Genomic DNA, 14,848 nt, shown 5'->3' on the forward strand with positions numbered 1-14,848 from the left:
GTCAGTACCTCGCCTTGGCCAGCACCCATTCGGGAATCGGCTTGAGCCCTTTGACCAGCCCAAGCGCCGCCATCGCGCGCAGTCCATACCAGGTCAGGTCCACTTCCCACCAGCGAAAGCCCTGGCGGACGGTGCCCGGGAAGAAGTGGTGGTTGTTGTGCCAGCCTTCGCCGAAGGTGAGCAGCGCCAGCCAGAGATTGTTGCGGCTGTCATCGCGGGTCTCGAAGCGGCGGCGACCGAAGCGATGGGCCAGCGAATTGATGGTGACCGTGGCGTGGAACAGCACGATCGTGGAAATGAAGAAGCCCCACACCAGCAATTGCGAGCCGGAGGTATGCAAGCCTGGCGCCCAGCGCTCCAACCCGGCGCCCAGTGCATACAGCGCTGCGGCCAGCAGTACCGGCACAGCCGTATCGAAGCGGTCCAGCCAGCGCAGCTCCGGGTAGCACGCGAGGTCGGGCACCCGCGACAGGTCGGTGGCAAAGGCCTCGCGGGTCAGGAACCAGCCCATGTGGCTGCGCCAGAAGCCGCCCTCACGGGGGGAGTGCGGGTCCAGCGGCTGGTCGGCGTGACGGTGGTGGTGGCGATGGTGGGCGGCCCACCACAGCGGCCCGCGCTGTACGCTGGAGGCGCCTATCACCGCGAACACGAACTGCACCGGCCGCGATGCCTGGAAGGTGCGATGCGAGAAGTAGCGGTGGTAGAACGCCGTGATGGCGAACATGCGCACCGCATAGAGTGCTGCAGCCACGATCACCGCTGTCCACGAGATGCCCACCCAGATCACTGCGATGCAGGCCAGGTGCATCAGCGCGAAGGGCACGGCGCGCACCCAGTCGATCCGCCCCGGCCGCTCGCCGGTGGCCTCTGCGGCGTTGCCGGTATCGAACCAGCGCTGCAGCGTGCGCAGCAGGCGCCAGCGTCGACGGGGGAGGGGCGCTACAGAGGCCATGGCGGATCTCGGCGGGTTTCGTGTCTTCCTCTACGCGGCAGAAGGCCCACTGGATGCGGAGCGCGGCAGGAAATTTAGATTTCACCTGGCCGTAACGGTGCAGCGATCTGTCAGCGGCTGCGCCCAGGCCTGCTGCCATTCGCTGGCGGGGCGACCAGCCGCTGCGGCGATGAAGCGCACCGTCACCTGTGGATAGGCACCGCGTTGATCGCGCAGGTTGCTGGTGCCACGGAACTCCAGCAGGCGCTGGTCAGCGCTGGCGTATACCAGCGCAAGGCGTGGCGCGATGCCGCCGTACCAGGTGTCCAGGCTGACCTCGATCGACTGCGCATCGATCCCCTGCCAGCGCTGCGGGCCGATGCGCCTTACCTGCACCGGGAAGTAGCGCTGCCGCGCTGGGACCAGGAAGGGAAGGGTCACACGCTCGCCGCGCATGAGCGCCTGCCAATGCAGGCGCACCGCCGCGTCGAACCCTGCGTCGATGACCGCGCCGGTCGGCAGGTCGAGCTCGCGCTGCACCGGTGGGCTGCCGGCATCCTCCTTCCACGCGATCGAGACCCTGCCGCTGGCGGCCTCGACGTCGGCCTTCTGGCCGCTGCGCCGGTCCTCCAAGGTATAGCCGCGCGCCTGTGGGTCCGCGCTGGCCGGCAGGTGCTTGCGGGCGAAAGGCCGCCCGTCCGCGCATTGGTACAGCACCCAGCGCTCGGCACCCTCGGCCGCATTGCGTCGCCAGTGCACCTCGCGGTAGAGCAGGTCGCCGCGCGACGACGTTGCTACCCCCTCGCTTCGCAGCCAGGGCGCGGCCAGCGCGACATGGGGCAGGCACAGCAGCAGCCAGGCGGTACGCATCGCGTTCATCCGGGAAAGGAGGGCTGAGGTCATACGGCGGGGATGGGCGGTTGGATGCGTCTGCAGCGGCTGCATCCAATCACGGCCCCTGCGCGTACAGAGGACAGACCTTCACCCGCCCGCCGCGAACGCCGATGTACCCTGACGCCGCCAGCAACCCCCTCAACTTCGATACCGCACGCATCGTGTCCAGTTCCCAGCAGCCGAGCAGCGAGCCGACGAACTGGGCCGGTGACATGGACGGCGTGGCACGGCTTCGTGACCGCGACTGTTTCATGCGGATCTATGATTACTTCATGCCGCGGCTGTGCGTATACCTGCGGGGCCTGGGCGTGCCTGACGCGGTGGCCGAGGAACTGGCGCAGGAGAGCCTGCTGCGGCTATGGCTGCGCGCGGCCGACTTCGATCCCGCGCAGGGCGCGCTGAGCACGTGGCTGTATCGCATCGCCCGTAACCTGCACATTGACCGCATCCGCCGCGAGCGCAGCTGGATGCAGGTGCAGGCAGCCGTCGAGGACGCAGCAACCCTGGATGTGATCGAACGCAGCAGCGCCGAACAGTTTGCCGACCAGGCCCGGCTGCGCCAGCGCATCAACGAACTGCCCGCCGTGCAGGCGCGCTTGGTGCGCATGTCCTATTTCGAGGCCAAGAGCCACAGCGAGATCGCCGAGGCGATCGGCATGCCCTTGGGCACGGTCAAGTCGCATCTGCGGCGCGCGTTCCTGCAGCTGCAGGCCAAAGTGGGAGGTGCGCTGTGAACCCGCGCCACCACCTGCACGAATCGACGTTGATGAGCTATGCCGCAGGCGCGCTGCCCACGCCACTGAGCGTGGTCGCTGGTACGCATCTGGAGCAGTGCCCGCACTGCCGCCAGCGCCTGCGCGAGGCCGAGGCGATCGGCTCGGTGCTGCTCGAGCAGACCCAGCCGCCCGCGCCTGATCCACGCCGCGAACAGCTGCGCGAGGCCATGCTGATGCAGCTGGCTGCGGAAATGCCGATTGCCATGGACCAGGCCGCGCGTCCCGTGCCGAAGGAGCGGCCCGAGGCCGACCCGGACCATCTGCCTGCCTCGCTGCACCCCTACTTCGGGGCATCGCTCAGTGGGTTGCGTTGGCGCTGGATGGCACCCGGCGTGCACTGCATCCGTGCCGAGCAGATGCCTTCGCTGATCATGCTGAAGATCGCCCCGGGCAAATGCCTGCCCATGCACAGCCATGGCCGCAGCGAGCTGACCCAGATCCTGCGCGGTTCCTACAACGATGCGCTGGGGCTGTTCGCACCCGGCGACGTGGCGGACCTGGATGAAGACGTGGAGCATCAGCCGGTGACCGCGCCGGGGGTGCCGTGCATCTGCGTGTCGGCGCTGGATGCACCGCTGGTGTTCAGCGGGTGGCTGGCGCGCAAGATCCAGCGGTTCGTGAAACTCTAGTGCGGCCCTGGCCATGGCTCAGGCACGGACATTGCGGATTCTCCTGACCGGCGCTGCAGGCCTGGTGGGGCAGGGCGTTGCCCTGGCCTGCCAGCGTTCGCCGCAGGTTGCCGGCTTGACCGCGCTGGTGCGGCGCCCGGGCAGCCTGCGCGGACCCGGCAGCGAACGGGTGGTCCCGGACTTCCTGCACATCGACGCGCAGCGTGATGAACTGGCCGGGTACGACGCATGCTTCTACTGTGCCGGTGCGCCACCGGTTGGCACTGCCGAGGCCGAGTACCGGCGCGTGACCCTGGACACCACACTGGCAGTGGCCCGCGCCTGGGCTGCGGTGAATCCGCAGGGGTCCTTCATGTATGTCTCCGGCGCAGGCGCGGACCCGCAAAGCCGGCTGATGCCGCTGCGGGTGAAGGGCGAGACCGAGCGGGCGTTGCAGGCGCTGCCGCTGCGCGCGGTGATGCTGCGTCCGGGCGGGGTCCGGCCGGTGCCGGGGACAGGTACCCGGCATGCCCTGTTGAAACCCCTGTACTGGGGCGGCGCACCGTTGATGAAACTGGCCGGTGCGCTCGCGCCCTCGCTGATGACCAGCAACCTGGCGCTGGGCATGGCCATGATCGCCCTGGCCGGAAGAGAAAACCCGCCGGCCACGATCGAGTGCGCGGATATCAACCGGATCGCGGCAGGCATGCGCGATGCGTCCGCCTGACCTCAGCGCGGCGCAGCCTCCAGCGCGGTGCGCACTGCCAGCGCAAGGTCACTGCGGGTAAATGGCTTTGGCAGCAGGGCGGCTGCACGCCCCTGCGCGCCAACCGCATCGTGGTCGCGTGGATAGCCTGACGTGAACAGGACCGCGATTGCCGGCCAGCGTTCACGCACCTCACGCACCAGCTCCCAGCCGGACATGCCCGGCATCACCACGTCCGAGAACAGCAGGTCGACCTTGGTGTCCGGCCGTTCCAGCAGCCGCAACGCCGAGGGGCCGTCGTGCGCTTCCAGCACGCGGTAGCCCAGCAGGCGCAGCGCATCGACTGTATGCGCACGGACATCGTCGTTGTCCTCGGCCACCAGCACGGTTTCCTCGCGTGGCGAGTAGCCGGCCAGGCCCGTCTGCGGGACGCGAGCCTCGCAAGGCAGCGCCAGAGGCGAGCGCGGGAACATCATGGTGATGCTGGTACCGCCGCCTTCCACCGAATCGATCAGCACGTGGCCACCGGATTGCTTCACGAAGCCGTGCACCATCGACAGGCCGAGCCCGGTGCCGCGGCCGACCTGCTTGGTGGTGAAGAACGGCTCGAACACGCGCGCCAAGGTGGCCGCGTCCATGCCGTGGCCGTTGTCGCGCACCCGCAGCATCACATACTCGCCGGGGGAAGCATCCGGGAACAATGCGGCGTAGTCGTGGTCGAGGTGGCTGTTGTCGACTTCGATCACCAGGCGGCCGCCGTGCGGCATCGCGTCGCGCGCATTGACCGCCAGGTTCAGCACCGACGCTTCCAGTTGGCTGATGTCGATCTCCACGCACCAGATGTCCTCGGCGGTGCGGATGTCCAGTTGCACCAGTTCGCCCAGCGCCCGCCGCAGCATGTCCTGCATGTCCAGCAGGCACTCGTTGAGGTTGGCTGCCTGGCTGTGCAGCGGCTGGCGCCGGGCAAAGGCGAGCAGGCGCTGGGTGAGGCTGGCGGCACGGCCAACCCCCTTCAGGGCATTGTCCAGGGCACGGCTGGCCATCGCGCCGGCTTCGCCGGCCCGTTCGCTGAGCAGCATGGCGTGCTCGATGTTGCCCGAGATCACCGTCAGGATGTTGTTGAAATCATGCGCGATGCCGCCGGTGAGCTGGCCGACCGCCTCGATCTTCTGCGACTGGCGAAGCGCATGCTCGGCCTGCCGCCGCGCAGTAGTTTCCACCGCCTCCGATACCACGGCGGTGGCCACGCCGTCGGCGTCCAGCAGCGGGCGCAGCGAGACGTCGAAGCTGCGCCGGCCGGTGGGCAGTTCCAGCTCGAGGGAATGCAGCGAGTTGCGACCCTGCGCCGCCGCGGCGACGGCCTGGTCAACCACCGCGCCGACGCCGTCGGTGTTGGCGAACCACAGGGATTCGCCGAAGCGCTGGCCGACAATGTCCTTCTTGTCCGCCAGCACGGCGGCCAATGAAGCGTCATTGGCATCGACCACGCGCCCGGACAGATCCAGCAGCACCTGATGCTGGAAGCTGGATTCAAAGATTGCCTGCAGCCGCCGTTTGCTGGCCCGCAGTTCGGCGGTGCGCGCCTGCACCTGCTGCTCCAGGGCCTGGTTGTCCTCACGCAGGGCCAGTTCGGCCTGCTTCAACACCGATACGTCGCTGCCCATGCAGATGTAGCCGGCCACGCTGCCATCGGCGGCATGCTCCGGCACGCAGTCCATCTGCACGAATCGTGACTGGCCGCTGCGATGCACGAGCTCGACCTGGAAGCTGGTGCGCTCGCCCTGCAGCACGCGTTCCAGGCTGGGGAGGGCACGTTCGAAGGCGCTGATGCCGCTGACATCGCGGGCAAGGCGTCCCAGCAATTCGGCCTGGCTCACGCCATGCCAATCCAGGAACGCCTTGTTCGCGAAGCGGTAGCGGTGGTCCTTGTCGAGCCGGGCGATCAGCGCCGGAACGGCGTCGGTCACCTGCTGCAGCTGCGCCTGGCTCTCATTGAGCGCAGCCTGCGCCTGCACCAGCTGGTTGCGCTCGTGGGCTTCCTGCCGCGCGCGACGGATGGCATCCGGCAAGCGCTGCAGGCGCTGCTTCACCACATAGTCGCGTGCGCCGCGGGTCAAGGCCTGCACGGCCAGCTCTTCGGTCAGGGTGCCGGAGACGAAGATGAAAGGCGTGTGCGGGATGCGCTCGCGCGCCAGCGCAAGGGCGGCATCGCCATCGAATCCGGGCAGTACGTGGTCGGCCAGGATGATGTCGAAGGGGCGATTGTCGATCGCCTCGATGAACGCATTGCGGGTCCACAGCCGCTCGGCCTCGAAGTCGAGGCCTGCGCGCTGCAGCTGTGCGCTGATCAGCTCCGCGTCAAGCGCGCTGTCCTCCAGCATGAGGATGCGCAGGCGCTCACTGCGGCGCGATCCATCACGCATGGTGCTGCCCCGAACCGTTGGGCCGGTGCGGCGGTGGTTGGTTGGTGATGCCCCAGAACATGCCCAGCCCCTGGATGGCATCGAAGAATTCCTTGAAATCGACCGGCTTGACCACGAATGCATTGACGCCCAGTTCGTAGCTCCGCACCAGATCCTGTTCCTCGCGCGAGGAGGTCAGCATCACGATCGGGGTGCTGCTCAGCTGCGCGTCGCCACGGACCTGTTCGAGCACTTCCAGGCCATTGACCTTGGGCAGCTTCAGGTCCAGCAGCACCACGACCGGGCCGCCGTGCATGGCGCCGGCGAACTTGCCTTCGCAGCGCAGGTAGTCCAGCGCCTCGGCGCCATCGCGCACGTGGATGACGTCGTTCAGCAGCTGGCAGCGTGACAACGCGGCCATCGTCAGCTCGGCGTCTTTGGGGCTGTCCTCGACCAGGAGGATCGGCCGCAGGTCCCTCATGGGTGATCTCCTGTGGAACGGGGTAGGGTGAAATGGATCGTGGCGCCCTTGCCGGGTTCGCCCTCGGCCCAGGTGCGGCCGCCGTGGCGGCCGATGATGCGGCGCACATTGGCCAGGCCGATGCCGGTGCCTTCGAATTCCTCGACGTGATGCAGGCGCTGGAACACGCCGAACAGCTTGTCCACGTAGCGCATGTCGAAGCCGCAGCCGTTGTCGCGCACGAAGAAATGGTCTTCGTCGTCGTTGCGTTCGTGGCCGACCTCGATAACTGCCTGCTCGCGCTCGCGGGTGAACTTGATCGCGTTGCCCAGCAGGTTCTGCCAGACCAGGCGCAGCATGGTCGGATCGGCCTCGACTTCCGGCAGCGGCGCCAGCGTCCATTGCACCTCGCGGCCGGCATAGTCCAGGGCCAACGTCCTGCGCACGTCCTCGGCCAGTGCAGCCATGTCCAGCCGCACCCGGCCCACCGTCGAGCGGCCCATCTGCGAGAAACTGAGCAGGTCATCCACCAACGTGCCGGCCGATTTCGCCGATTCCACGATGGTGTCGAGGAAGCGGCGTTCGGTGTCGTTGAGGCGCTCGCCCGCAGAGCTGCCCAGCAGCTCCGAGTAGCCGACGATGTGGCGGAAGGGAGCGCGCAGGTCGTGGCTGACCGAATAGGAGAACGCTTCCAGTTCCTTGTTGCTGCGCACCAGCTGTTCGTTCAGCTCCGCCATTTCCTCGGCCTTGCGCAGCACGATGTCGACAATGGCGGTGCGCATTTCGTGCGCGGCATCGCAGTCGGCATCACTCCAGGGCAGGCTGCGCTGCTGCACGGTCTCCTTCCACGCCTCGAACGAGTTGCGCGGCGACAGGGCCACGCCGGGCGCATCGGTCTTGCGCGGGTCGCCCCCCCAGCGCACGGTGCGCACGACCTCCGGCCGGAGCCACATCAGGTAGCTGTGATGGAGCTGCGAGATCGACACCGCCAGCAGGCCACTGGCCACGTCGGTCAGGTGCGCGGCAGGCGACCAGTCGGCGGCGAGATGATCGGCGCAGTACATTTCCTGCCCGGCGTGCTGGTTGGCCAGCCAGTCGGCCAGGGCCAGCACCTCGCTGGGGGGCGGGCACTGCCCCACGCGCATGCAGTCCCCCTTGTGCACGATGGCCGCGCCGGCCGCGCCGGTCAGGGACAGCAGGCTGGCCTCATCGTGGCGCAGCGCAGCCATGAACTCTTCGTCCCCGGCCATGCGTGCCAGCAGCTTGACCAGCACCGAGCGACGGGCCACGCGTTCCTCGATCGCGCGCGCGCGCTCCTTCAGCGCGATCTGCAGCGACAGGATCTGGCCCATAAACTCACAGGCCGTACGCACGTGGTACGGCAGGCGGCGCGGCTGCACCGCGTGGCAGGACACCAGGCCCCACAGCCGCCCTTCGTGCACCAGCGACACCGACATTGATGCCCCGGTGCCCATGTTGCGCATGTACTGCAGGTGCACGGGCGAGACGCTGCGCAGCACGGCCAGGCTCAGGTCGGTGGGAGGCGCGTCGCGATGCGCTTCCGCGCGCAGCAGCGGTGCAGGGGTGTAATCGCTGTCCGCAATCAGGCGCACCCGGTTGCGGCGGTACAGCTCACGCGCCTGGGCGGGGATGTCCGATTCGGGGAAGCGCAGGTCCAGATAGGATGGCAGCAGGCCGTTGCCGTCCTCGGCCACCACCGTGCCATTCCAGCCTGCATCGAACTGGTAGACCAGGGTGCGGTCGAAGCCGGTGAGGCGTCGCACATGCGCGGCGGCCAGCCTGCACAGGTCTTCCACCGTCGTGGCGGTCTCGATGCCGGACATCAGCTCGCGGATCGCCGGGTACAGCTCTTCCAGCGAACCGGGCTGGCCCGGAACCGGCGCCTCCAGTTCAACCAGAAGGTCGGTTGCAGACCGGTGCACGAGCAGCTGGTGGCGGCCATGGCCATCCAGATGCACCGCGCCCACGTGTGCGCTGCTGCCGACCGTGGCCTGCTGCAACACCGCCTGGAACGGCGCCAGCACGCCACCCAGCACCTCGGCGACGTGTTGCATCAATGGCTCGCCGAACTGCTGCAGCAGGGCGGGGTGGCTGATGGCGCGCTCACGCACCTGCAGCGAGTGCGGTTCCACCACCAGAAGCACACCGTACGGCTGGATCGCGCCGGGGGTATGGATCGGTTCGCGCGCGCAACGCGACAGGGCAGCGTCGTGCGTGGGCTCAGCAGAAGGCATCAAGGGCGGGACTCATGATTCGTGAAGGGCAGGAACGACCCAGCGGTGTATCCGGTAACCATGGATGGTGAAGCAAAAGAGCGTATCCGCCTACCTCCCTGTGCATGTGGCGTGTCCTCCATCTGAAACTGAATTCTTCATACAAGCAGCGATGCGCATGCGGCAGGCGTCTCTGCCGGCTTCGCGGCCAGTGCATCTGCGCTGCACGCCGGCTCGACAGCGGCTGCCCTAGGGTGGCTCGACTTCCGTCGGATACCACGCCCGTGAACCTGCAGACCCTGCCTTCTACGCCGTACCGCATGCTGGCTGACAGTTGCCAGTTCGAACTGCTGGATGTGGATGCCCTGCAGGACCCCGCCAGTGGCCGGTTGCTGCACCTGTATTCGCTGGTGGCCCGTTGCCTGTCCTGCGAGACGGTGTTCAAGGCCGAAGAAGGACAAGGCCTGGTCAGCCATTCGTCGGCGCGTGTGGTGCGTTGCCCCACCGGCTGCGGGCAGCAGGCGTTCAAGCCGGCACTGTTGAGGAACTGGCGCCCACAGGTCGTGGCCCAGGCGTAAGCAATGCGCCGCGCTATCACAGCAGCCCGGGGTTGGCACGCCAGACTGCGAAGTTGAGCGCCGAGGCGAAGCAAATCCAGGCCAGATAGGGCAGCAGCAGTACGCCTGCCATCGTGCGGACGCGCACGAACGCGAGCATCGTCGCGCACACCAGCGCCACCAGCACCAGGATGTCGGCGAAGGCGAGGGCGCCCAGCTTCCAGCCGAAGAACAGCCAGCTCCACAATGCATTGATGGCCAGCTGCACCAGATAGAGCCACAGCGCAGGCCGCGCGCCGCGCCAGCCGCGCTCCCGCCAGACCAGCCACGCCGCAATCGCCATCATGGCGTACAGCAAGGTCCATGCCGGGCCAAACACACCGGCGGGCGGCGCCCATGCAGGCAGGACGAGGGTGGCATAGAAGCTGGCGGCGAACGTCGAGGCCCACGCGCCCAGTGCGGCGGCGGCGAAGGTGATGGCCACCCATCCCAGAAGGCCATAGGCCTGTGTGCGCTTGTTCATTGCGTGCAACTCGTCAATTGGGGCGTCGGTGTATACGCACCGGGGCCGGCAATGGATGCAGACGGTTGCCTTCAGTGCGACGAGCCTGCAGCACCCGTGCCCTGGCCCGCTGGCAGCAACGAAGGCTGCTGGTCAAACCACTCGCGTGCCTTGGCCAGATGCCATTGGCGCTGGTCGCCGTCCAGCTCGATGCCCGCACCCAGCAGCCCCCACCGTAGATAGAGATCACCGCGCTTGCGCTGTTCCAGCAGATCCAGCCGCGCGCGTACCGACAGGCGGTCGTTCTCGGCCTGCAGGCCATCGATGACCAGATGGCCAGGGCGCCAGCGCAGCGTCGCCTGCGCCTGTACCTGTCCGGAATCCAGCAGGGACAAGGTCCAGCGCGGGTAGTCGGTGCGCTCTGCGAACAGCGCCAGCAACGGTCGCGCATCGCTGAGATCGAGGTCCGTGGTGGCATCCACCTGGAACGGCGACTGCGCATCGATGCGCCCACGCCTGAAGTCCACGCGGCCTTTCCATGCCGTCGAGCCCTGCGTGCCCGCCACCTGCACGTTGCGCAGCTCGACCGTGGTGCCGGACAGATCGAAATGACGCTGGTTGAAGTCTCCCCGGCGCAGTGTTGCGTTCACGTCTATATCGCCGCCCATGTCCAGCCCTGCCACCTTTGCACTGGCGTTGCGCCCCAACAGCCGGGCCGTGCCATGGCCGACGCGCCCGTCGGTATCGAGGGTCGCATCACCACTCACGGTGCCGGTGCCACGGAGCAGTCGCACCTGGGGCGAACCCAGGTAGCGGTTGTAGGCGGTCAGGTCAGGGATGGTGGCTTCACTGAAGCGCAGCTGCGCGCGGACGCCCTTGCGCAGTTCCTGCAGGCGGCCATCGCCGGTCAGGTCCAGGGCCAGATCCCGGCCGTCGAACAGGCGCACGTGCTTGGCATCGCCTGGCCGCGCGGTGAAGCGGGGCAACCGGACGGCCAGCCGCGCCTGGCTGGGCGTGCCGGCCTTCAGTTCGCCGTGGGCACTGGCCGTGCCTGCCAAGCGCACACCCGCCACCTCGGCCACGGCTTCGGCCGCAGGAATGTCCACGGTGCTGCCTTCGGTCAGCTCGCCGTTGCGAAGGCGCAGGTCCGCCTTCAGCGTGCCGCCGCCATCCAGCTGCAGCCACGGCTTGCGCACGAACAGGGCAGGGATCCAGTTGAGCGAGGTGAACGTCCATTCGCCGCGCACTGTGCCAGAGCTGCGTTCCAGCAGCTGTGCGGGCTGTTGGAAGGGAATGTCCCGGCCACTGATATGCAGATCGGCATCCACCTCGCTGCCTGAACCGGACTTTGGCGGCAAGCGGGCCTGCAGGCGCAGGTCCTTGGCCACATTGAGTTGCAGCGCCAGCATGCCGCGATCGGGGGCGCCGTCGCCCAGGTAGAGCGGCACCTGCCACAGCGCGTGGTCGCCGGGCTGCAGTTGGCCATCGATCAGGTGGAGTGCGGCCTGCAGCCGTCCGGGCACTGGTGCGCTGGAGATCTTCGGCGTTGTGGCATTGGTGTCCATGCGCAGGCCCTGGCTGCGGGCATCGACCTCGAGCTGGGCATGCAGCAGCTTCAACTTGGCCAGGCCGGGCGCCTGGTCCTGATAATGGCGCGGATAGCTGAAGCGCGCGGTGAGATCCATGTCGCCCAACAGCTGCACGCCGTCAAAACTGGTGTCCGCATCGCTGAATGCAACCTCGGATTCGAACAGTTCCGACGGCCCGCCGCGCAGCTGCTTGAGGAAGCCCACCGTGCCCTGGCCCTGGCCGATGATCAGCAGCTTGCCGAAACGTGCGCTGCGGATACTATCGCTGTGGATGGCGTCGAAGCGCAGGGTCCAGCCCCGGTCGCTGCGCGGCGGTGGCGGGATGGCCTCTTCCACGCGGCTGATCTCGGCCGAAACCCCGGTGGCCTGCAGCCGGGGCACCCGCACCTCGCGCTGGAACAGGGGCAGCACCGCCAAGCGAGCGCTGGCGCGGTCGGCGTGCAGCACGTAGACCGTGTGGTTCACATGGCCGCGCATGTGCACGTTCCAGGCGATGACATGGCCTGGCAGCACGGTAATGGCCGGCCCAGTGGTCATCACGAACTTGTGCGGCTTGCGGTTGGTGACCTGGTCAAACAGCGGTGTGTTGAGGAAGATGTTGCCGGCCAGCAGGTACAGCAGGTAGATGCCCAGCAGGACGCAGGCAGGAACACGCCACCGTCGAAGCCGGTGCGGGATGTGCGCGGAAACAGGGGGCATCTACTGCTCTGAAGGCCGGAATATCTGCAACTATTGCCGAGCCGATGGCGGTGGCGCGTGAAGCAGCTACGGAGCAGGCGTTGGATTCTGGTAGTGTCCGGCCTGGTCACCACCACAGATCTGCAGGAGTCGCATGGATATCCGGCCCGCCCGTGCAGGCGATTTCGACGTGATGTGGGGCATGTTCAAGCAAGCCATTGCGACGCAGGATGCACTGCCCTTTGCTGGCTCTTTCGCCGTCGAGACGTTTCGCGCGCATTGGTTCCAGGCCCAGGCACCTCATGTAGCTGTGCTGGAGGGCCGGGTTGTGGGCATGTACAAGATGGGCCCGAATTTCCCTGACCTTGGGGCGCATGTGGCCAGCGCCACGTATGTGGTCGACGCCGCGACACAGGGGCGGGGCGTGGGCCGAGCCCTGGTGGAACACAGCCTGGAGCGGGCGAGGGCGGAAGGGTTCCTGGCCATGCAGTTCAATTACGTGGTCAGCACCAACGGCCCGGCGGTGGCGCTGTACCGGAAGCTGGGGTTTGCGGTGGTTGGAACGCTGCCAGAGGCCTTCCGGCATGGCAGGCGCGGGTTGGTCGATGTCTTCGTAATGCACAGGTTCCTGTAGTGCCGTCGCCAGGTCGGCCGCATCAATCAGCATTCTTCGGGAGTGTGATGACGAATGAGGTGCGGCCATCACGCCATCGTCCATGGACAGTGCCGCGGTGCGCGTGGCAGATTTCCCGCACCAGGAACAGGCCGAGACCAAGGCTCGCGTGTTCTCCCTGTGACGCGTTGTGCGAGCCTCGGCGCAAGGGATCGAACAGGCTGTTGAACGCTTCGTCCGACATTTCGGCCCCCGTGTTGCTCACCGTGATCAGGATCTGGTCGGCGAGGCCCTCAAGGCTGATCCGCACATCGGTGCCGTGTTCGCCGTACTTTGCGGCGTTGGTCGTGAGGTTGTGAACCGCCTCGCGCAACGAAGAGGCATCGAAGCAACCGCGGGCATCGCCTTCAACCTCATACGTGATAGGGACGTGGGGCAGGGCAGCGCGAAGCAACTCGACTTCCTCGCCAAGCGATTGGGCAAGATCGCAGTCCACCGGATGAATGGCCATCCCATCGCCCAGCTTGCTGCGGCTGTAAGCCAGCAGGTCGTCCAGCAGCTTTTTCATGCGCATGCTGCCGTTGACGATCCGCTCGGCCTGCTTGGCCAAAGCTGGGTCCTGCAGCCCACTGGCCAGGGTGTCTGCCGAGAAGATGATCGCTGCCAAGGGGCCTCGGAGATCATGCCCGAGCGCCGCGAGGAAGATCTGCCGCCAGGATTCGACCTCGGCAGAGAACTGAGCAAGGGATTCGGCCACCGCCTGGTCGATGGCCTCATTGAAACGAAGGATGTCATCGATCGATGAAGTGACCAGCCGCTGGTCGGATGCCCATCGCCGAAGTACCGAAGCCCGAAGCGCTCGATACTCAGCCACCATCTGGTTGAGGCCAAAGCCGGCGATGGCGCGGGTTCGGCCATGATAGGACGCGGCGGACTCGGGACCGGGTTTCAACGGTGCAAGCCCGTGGGACTTTGCGAGCTGCTGGGAGTCTGTCTGCGGCGATCTGAGATCGTCTATGACCGCCTGAAGAATCTGGGGAAGATGATTCCGAAGTTGCTTTGCGCTGAACTCGACGGTATCGGGTGCCTGCGTTTCGGCGAATGCCACCGCGTCGTCGAGGATTTCCCGCGCATTCTGTTCGATAAAATCAGCCAGGCGCATCGCCAAACCCGTCCTTAAGTGGTGCGCCGAGCCTACACGAGGGCGTTTGGATACGGGGTGAGAAAGGCTCGGCCTGTGGGGCGCGGTTCTGCCGGTGTTGGGGCGGCCATTTGAAGGGGGAGTCTGCAGCGCGGGTTGGGCCCAGGCGGCGGTCGCCCGGGCCAGTCTGGCTAGAACATAATATACATTATGCGAAAAAGTGGGTTCTGTGATTTCATTGGCGGGCCACCTCCAGTGCGGCATTGCGTGAGCCAGCGGCTGCAACCGCTGGCAGTTCTTGCCCCAACGGGCAAACAAAAAGCGGGTCAACGGTGGCGGCATCATCGCCACCCTGACCCGCACCTTGCGCGGGTCCAACCGCGTCAACAGCGGCGCATCCATGCGCCATATCCGCGGGGGTTCCCCCCGCCCCCCGTGCATCGGCAGGCGACCATTCCTGAGCCGGAATCATGTGGCCGGTGAGATAGGCGCGCCGACGCAACCGGGTGACCAGCTCCAACGCCAGCCCCTCGACAAACGACTCAGGGCCAGCCCAGGCTGACCCTTCGAGCGACCATGGCTCACCTGCAGGCGGAGATAGACCACGCAAAGCTGCCCTGTAGGAATCAAGGGCCAGCCCGAGCAATTCGCGCTCGCTGAAGTAGCAGCAGGCCTTCGGCGACGGGTACGCCGCCGACTGCGGCTGGACCCATTCAAGGCCGTCGCGGAAGGTCAGCATCATGCTGCACCCCCGGAG

14 protein-coding genes are annotated in these 14,848 nt (G+C 66.9%); 5 read left to right on the forward strand and 9 right to left on the reverse strand.

Annotated elements, in window-relative coordinates; translation table 11 throughout:
- Window position 1 precedes the first annotated feature (1 nt).
- Window positions 2–952: a fatty acid desaturase gene (locus AC5P7F_RS18335; protein ID WP_164076850.1), complete on the reverse strand. Its 951-nt coding sequence runs from the start codon at window positions 950–952 to the stop codon at window positions 2–4.
- A gap of 81 nt (window positions 953–1,033) precedes the next feature.
- A complete protein-coding gene (locus tag AC5P7F_RS18340; protein ID WP_164076851.1) occupies window positions 1,034–1,801 on the reverse strand; it encodes a hypothetical protein in 768 nt (255 codons plus the stop codon).
- Between the two features lie 134 nt (window positions 1,802–1,935).
- Between AC5P7F_RS18340 and AC5P7F_RS18345 the strand changes: the two genes are divergently transcribed.
- From AC5P7F_RS18345 to AC5P7F_RS18355, 3 genes are read left to right on the forward strand one after another with little or no spacing between them, the layout of a single operon-like run.
- The gene (locus AC5P7F_RS18345) at window positions 1,936–2,559 is read left to right on the forward strand and encodes a sigma-70 family RNA polymerase sigma factor (RefSeq protein ID WP_014647131.1); all 624 of its coding nucleotides are present in this window, start codon (window positions 1,936–1,938) and stop codon (window positions 2,557–2,559) included.
- Window positions 2,556–3,230 (forward strand): ChrR family anti-sigma-E factor, encoded by a 675-nt coding sequence (locus AC5P7F_RS18350; protein WP_049405290.1) that lies wholly within the window; start codon window positions 2,556–2,558, stop codon window positions 3,228–3,230. Before AC5P7F_RS18345 ends, AC5P7F_RS18350 begins: the two co-directional genes overlap by 4 nt.
- Before the next feature lie 13 nt (window positions 3,231–3,243).
- Complete coding sequence (locus AC5P7F_RS18355; protein ID WP_164076852.1) at window positions 3,244–3,936, forward strand: Rossmann-fold NAD(P)-binding domain-containing protein; 693 nt, start codon at window positions 3,244–3,246, stop codon at window positions 3,934–3,936.
- Window positions 3,937–3,938: 2 nt separating this feature from the next.
- Here the strand turns inward: AC5P7F_RS18355 and AC5P7F_RS18360 are convergent, their stop codons facing one another.
- Genes AC5P7F_RS18360 through AC5P7F_RS18370 form a run of 3 tightly spaced genes read right to left on the reverse strand, consistent with a single transcriptional unit; the run spans window position 3,939 to window position 9,032 of the window.
- Window positions 3,939–6,338 carry a response regulator gene (locus AC5P7F_RS18360; RefSeq protein ID WP_164076853.1) on the reverse strand — a complete coding sequence of 800 codons (2,400 nt, stop codon included), beginning with the start codon at window positions 6,336–6,338 and terminating at the stop codon, window positions 3,939–3,941.
- A complete protein-coding gene (locus AC5P7F_RS18365; protein WP_014647135.1) occupies window positions 6,331–6,798 on the reverse strand; it encodes a response regulator in 468 nt (155 codons plus the stop codon). The genes AC5P7F_RS18360 and AC5P7F_RS18365 overlap by 8 nt, the downstream gene beginning before the upstream one ends.
- Window positions 6,795–9,032 (reverse strand): ATP-binding protein, encoded by a 2,238-nt coding sequence (locus AC5P7F_RS18370; RefSeq protein ID WP_495204204.1) that lies wholly within the window; start codon window positions 9,030–9,032, stop codon window positions 6,795–6,797. The genes AC5P7F_RS18365 and AC5P7F_RS18370 overlap by 4 nt, the downstream gene beginning before the upstream one ends.
- Window positions 9,033–9,295: 263 nt before the next feature.
- Here AC5P7F_RS18370 and AC5P7F_RS18375 point away from each other — a divergent pair, with 263 nt between their 5' ends.
- Window positions 9,296–9,589 carry a hypothetical protein gene (locus tag AC5P7F_RS18375; protein WP_014647137.1) on the forward strand — a complete coding sequence of 98 codons (294 nt, stop codon included), beginning with the start codon at window positions 9,296–9,298 and terminating at the stop codon, window positions 9,587–9,589.
- A 16-nt stretch (window positions 9,590–9,605) separates the two neighbouring features.
- Here AC5P7F_RS18375 and AC5P7F_RS18380 read toward each other — a convergent pair whose 3' ends face one another.
- Window positions 9,606–10,091: a TspO/MBR family protein gene (locus AC5P7F_RS18380; RefSeq protein WP_495204205.1), complete on the reverse strand. Its 486-nt coding sequence runs from the start codon at window positions 10,089–10,091 to the stop codon at window positions 9,606–9,608.
- Between the two features lie 71 nt (window positions 10,092–10,162).
- Entirely contained in the window at window positions 10,163–12,358 is a 2,196-nt protein-coding gene (locus AC5P7F_RS18385) for a translocation/assembly module TamB domain-containing protein (protein WP_495204206.1), read from the reverse strand.
- Window positions 12,359–12,491: 133 nt separating this feature from the next.
- Here AC5P7F_RS18385 and AC5P7F_RS18390 point away from each other — a divergent pair, with 133 nt between their 5' ends.
- Window positions 12,492–12,971 (forward strand): GNAT family N-acetyltransferase, encoded by a 480-nt coding sequence (locus AC5P7F_RS18390; protein WP_046430525.1) that lies wholly within the window; start codon window positions 12,492–12,494, stop codon window positions 12,969–12,971.
- A gap of 22 nt (window positions 12,972–12,993) precedes the next feature.
- Here AC5P7F_RS18390 and AC5P7F_RS18395 read toward each other — a convergent pair whose 3' ends face one another.
- Window positions 12,994–14,112 carry a sensor histidine kinase gene (locus AC5P7F_RS18395; protein WP_164076856.1) on the reverse strand — a complete coding sequence of 373 codons (1,119 nt, stop codon included), beginning with the start codon at window positions 14,110–14,112 and terminating at the stop codon, window positions 12,994–12,996.
- Window positions 14,113–14,326: 214 nt separating this feature from the next.
- Window positions 14,327–14,833, reverse strand: a complete 507-nt coding sequence (locus tag AC5P7F_RS18400; RefSeq protein ID WP_495205420.1) for a hypothetical protein — start codon at window positions 14,831–14,833, stop codon at window positions 14,327–14,329.
- Window positions 14,834–14,848: the final 15 nt, after the last annotated feature.

This window comes from Stenotrophomonas sp. YJH_SMC_105-26 (assembly GCF_059368915.1).

Coding starts and splice junctions, on each gene's coding strand:
- AC5P7F_RS18335 (WP_164076850.1), bottom strand. CDS start 952: ATGGCCTCTGTAGCGCCCCTCCCCCGTCGACGCTGGCGCCTGCTGCGC.
- AC5P7F_RS18340 (WP_164076851.1), bottom strand. CDS start 1,801: ATGCGTACCGCCTGGCTGCTGCTGTGCCTGCCCCATGTCGCGCTGGCC.
- AC5P7F_RS18345 (WP_014647131.1), top strand. CDS start 1,936: ATGTACCCTGACGCCGCCAGCAACCCCCTCAACTTCGATACCGCACGC.
- AC5P7F_RS18355 (WP_164076852.1), top strand. CDS start 3,244: ATGGCTCAGGCACGGACATTGCGGATTCTCCTGACCGGCGCTGCAGGC.
- AC5P7F_RS18360 (WP_164076853.1), bottom strand. CDS start 6,338: ATGCGTGATGGATCGCGCCGCAGTGAGCGCCTGCGCATCCTCATGCTG.
- AC5P7F_RS18365 (WP_014647135.1), bottom strand. CDS start 6,798: ATGAGGGACCTGCGGCCGATCCTCCTGGTCGAGGACAGCCCCAAAGAC.
- AC5P7F_RS18370 (WP_495204204.1), bottom strand. CDS start 9,032: ATGCCTTCTGCTGAGCCCACGCACGACGCTGCCCTGTCGCGTTGCGCG.
- AC5P7F_RS18380 (WP_495204205.1), bottom strand. CDS start 10,091: ATGAACAAGCGCACACAGGCCTATGGCCTTCTGGGATGGGTGGCCATC.
- AC5P7F_RS18385 (WP_495204206.1), bottom strand. CDS start 12,358: ATGCCCCCTGTTTCCGCGCACATCCCGCACCGGCTTCGACGGTGGCGT.
- AC5P7F_RS18390 (WP_046430525.1), top strand. CDS start 12,492: ATGGATATCCGGCCCGCCCGTGCAGGCGATTTCGACGTGATGTGGGGC.
- AC5P7F_RS18395 (WP_164076856.1), bottom strand. CDS start 14,112: ATGCGCCTGGCTGATTTTATCGAACAGAATGCGCGGGAAATCCTCGAC.
- AC5P7F_RS18400 (WP_495205420.1), bottom strand. CDS start 14,833: ATGATGCTGACCTTCCGCGACGGCCTTGAATGGGTCCAGCCGCAGTCG.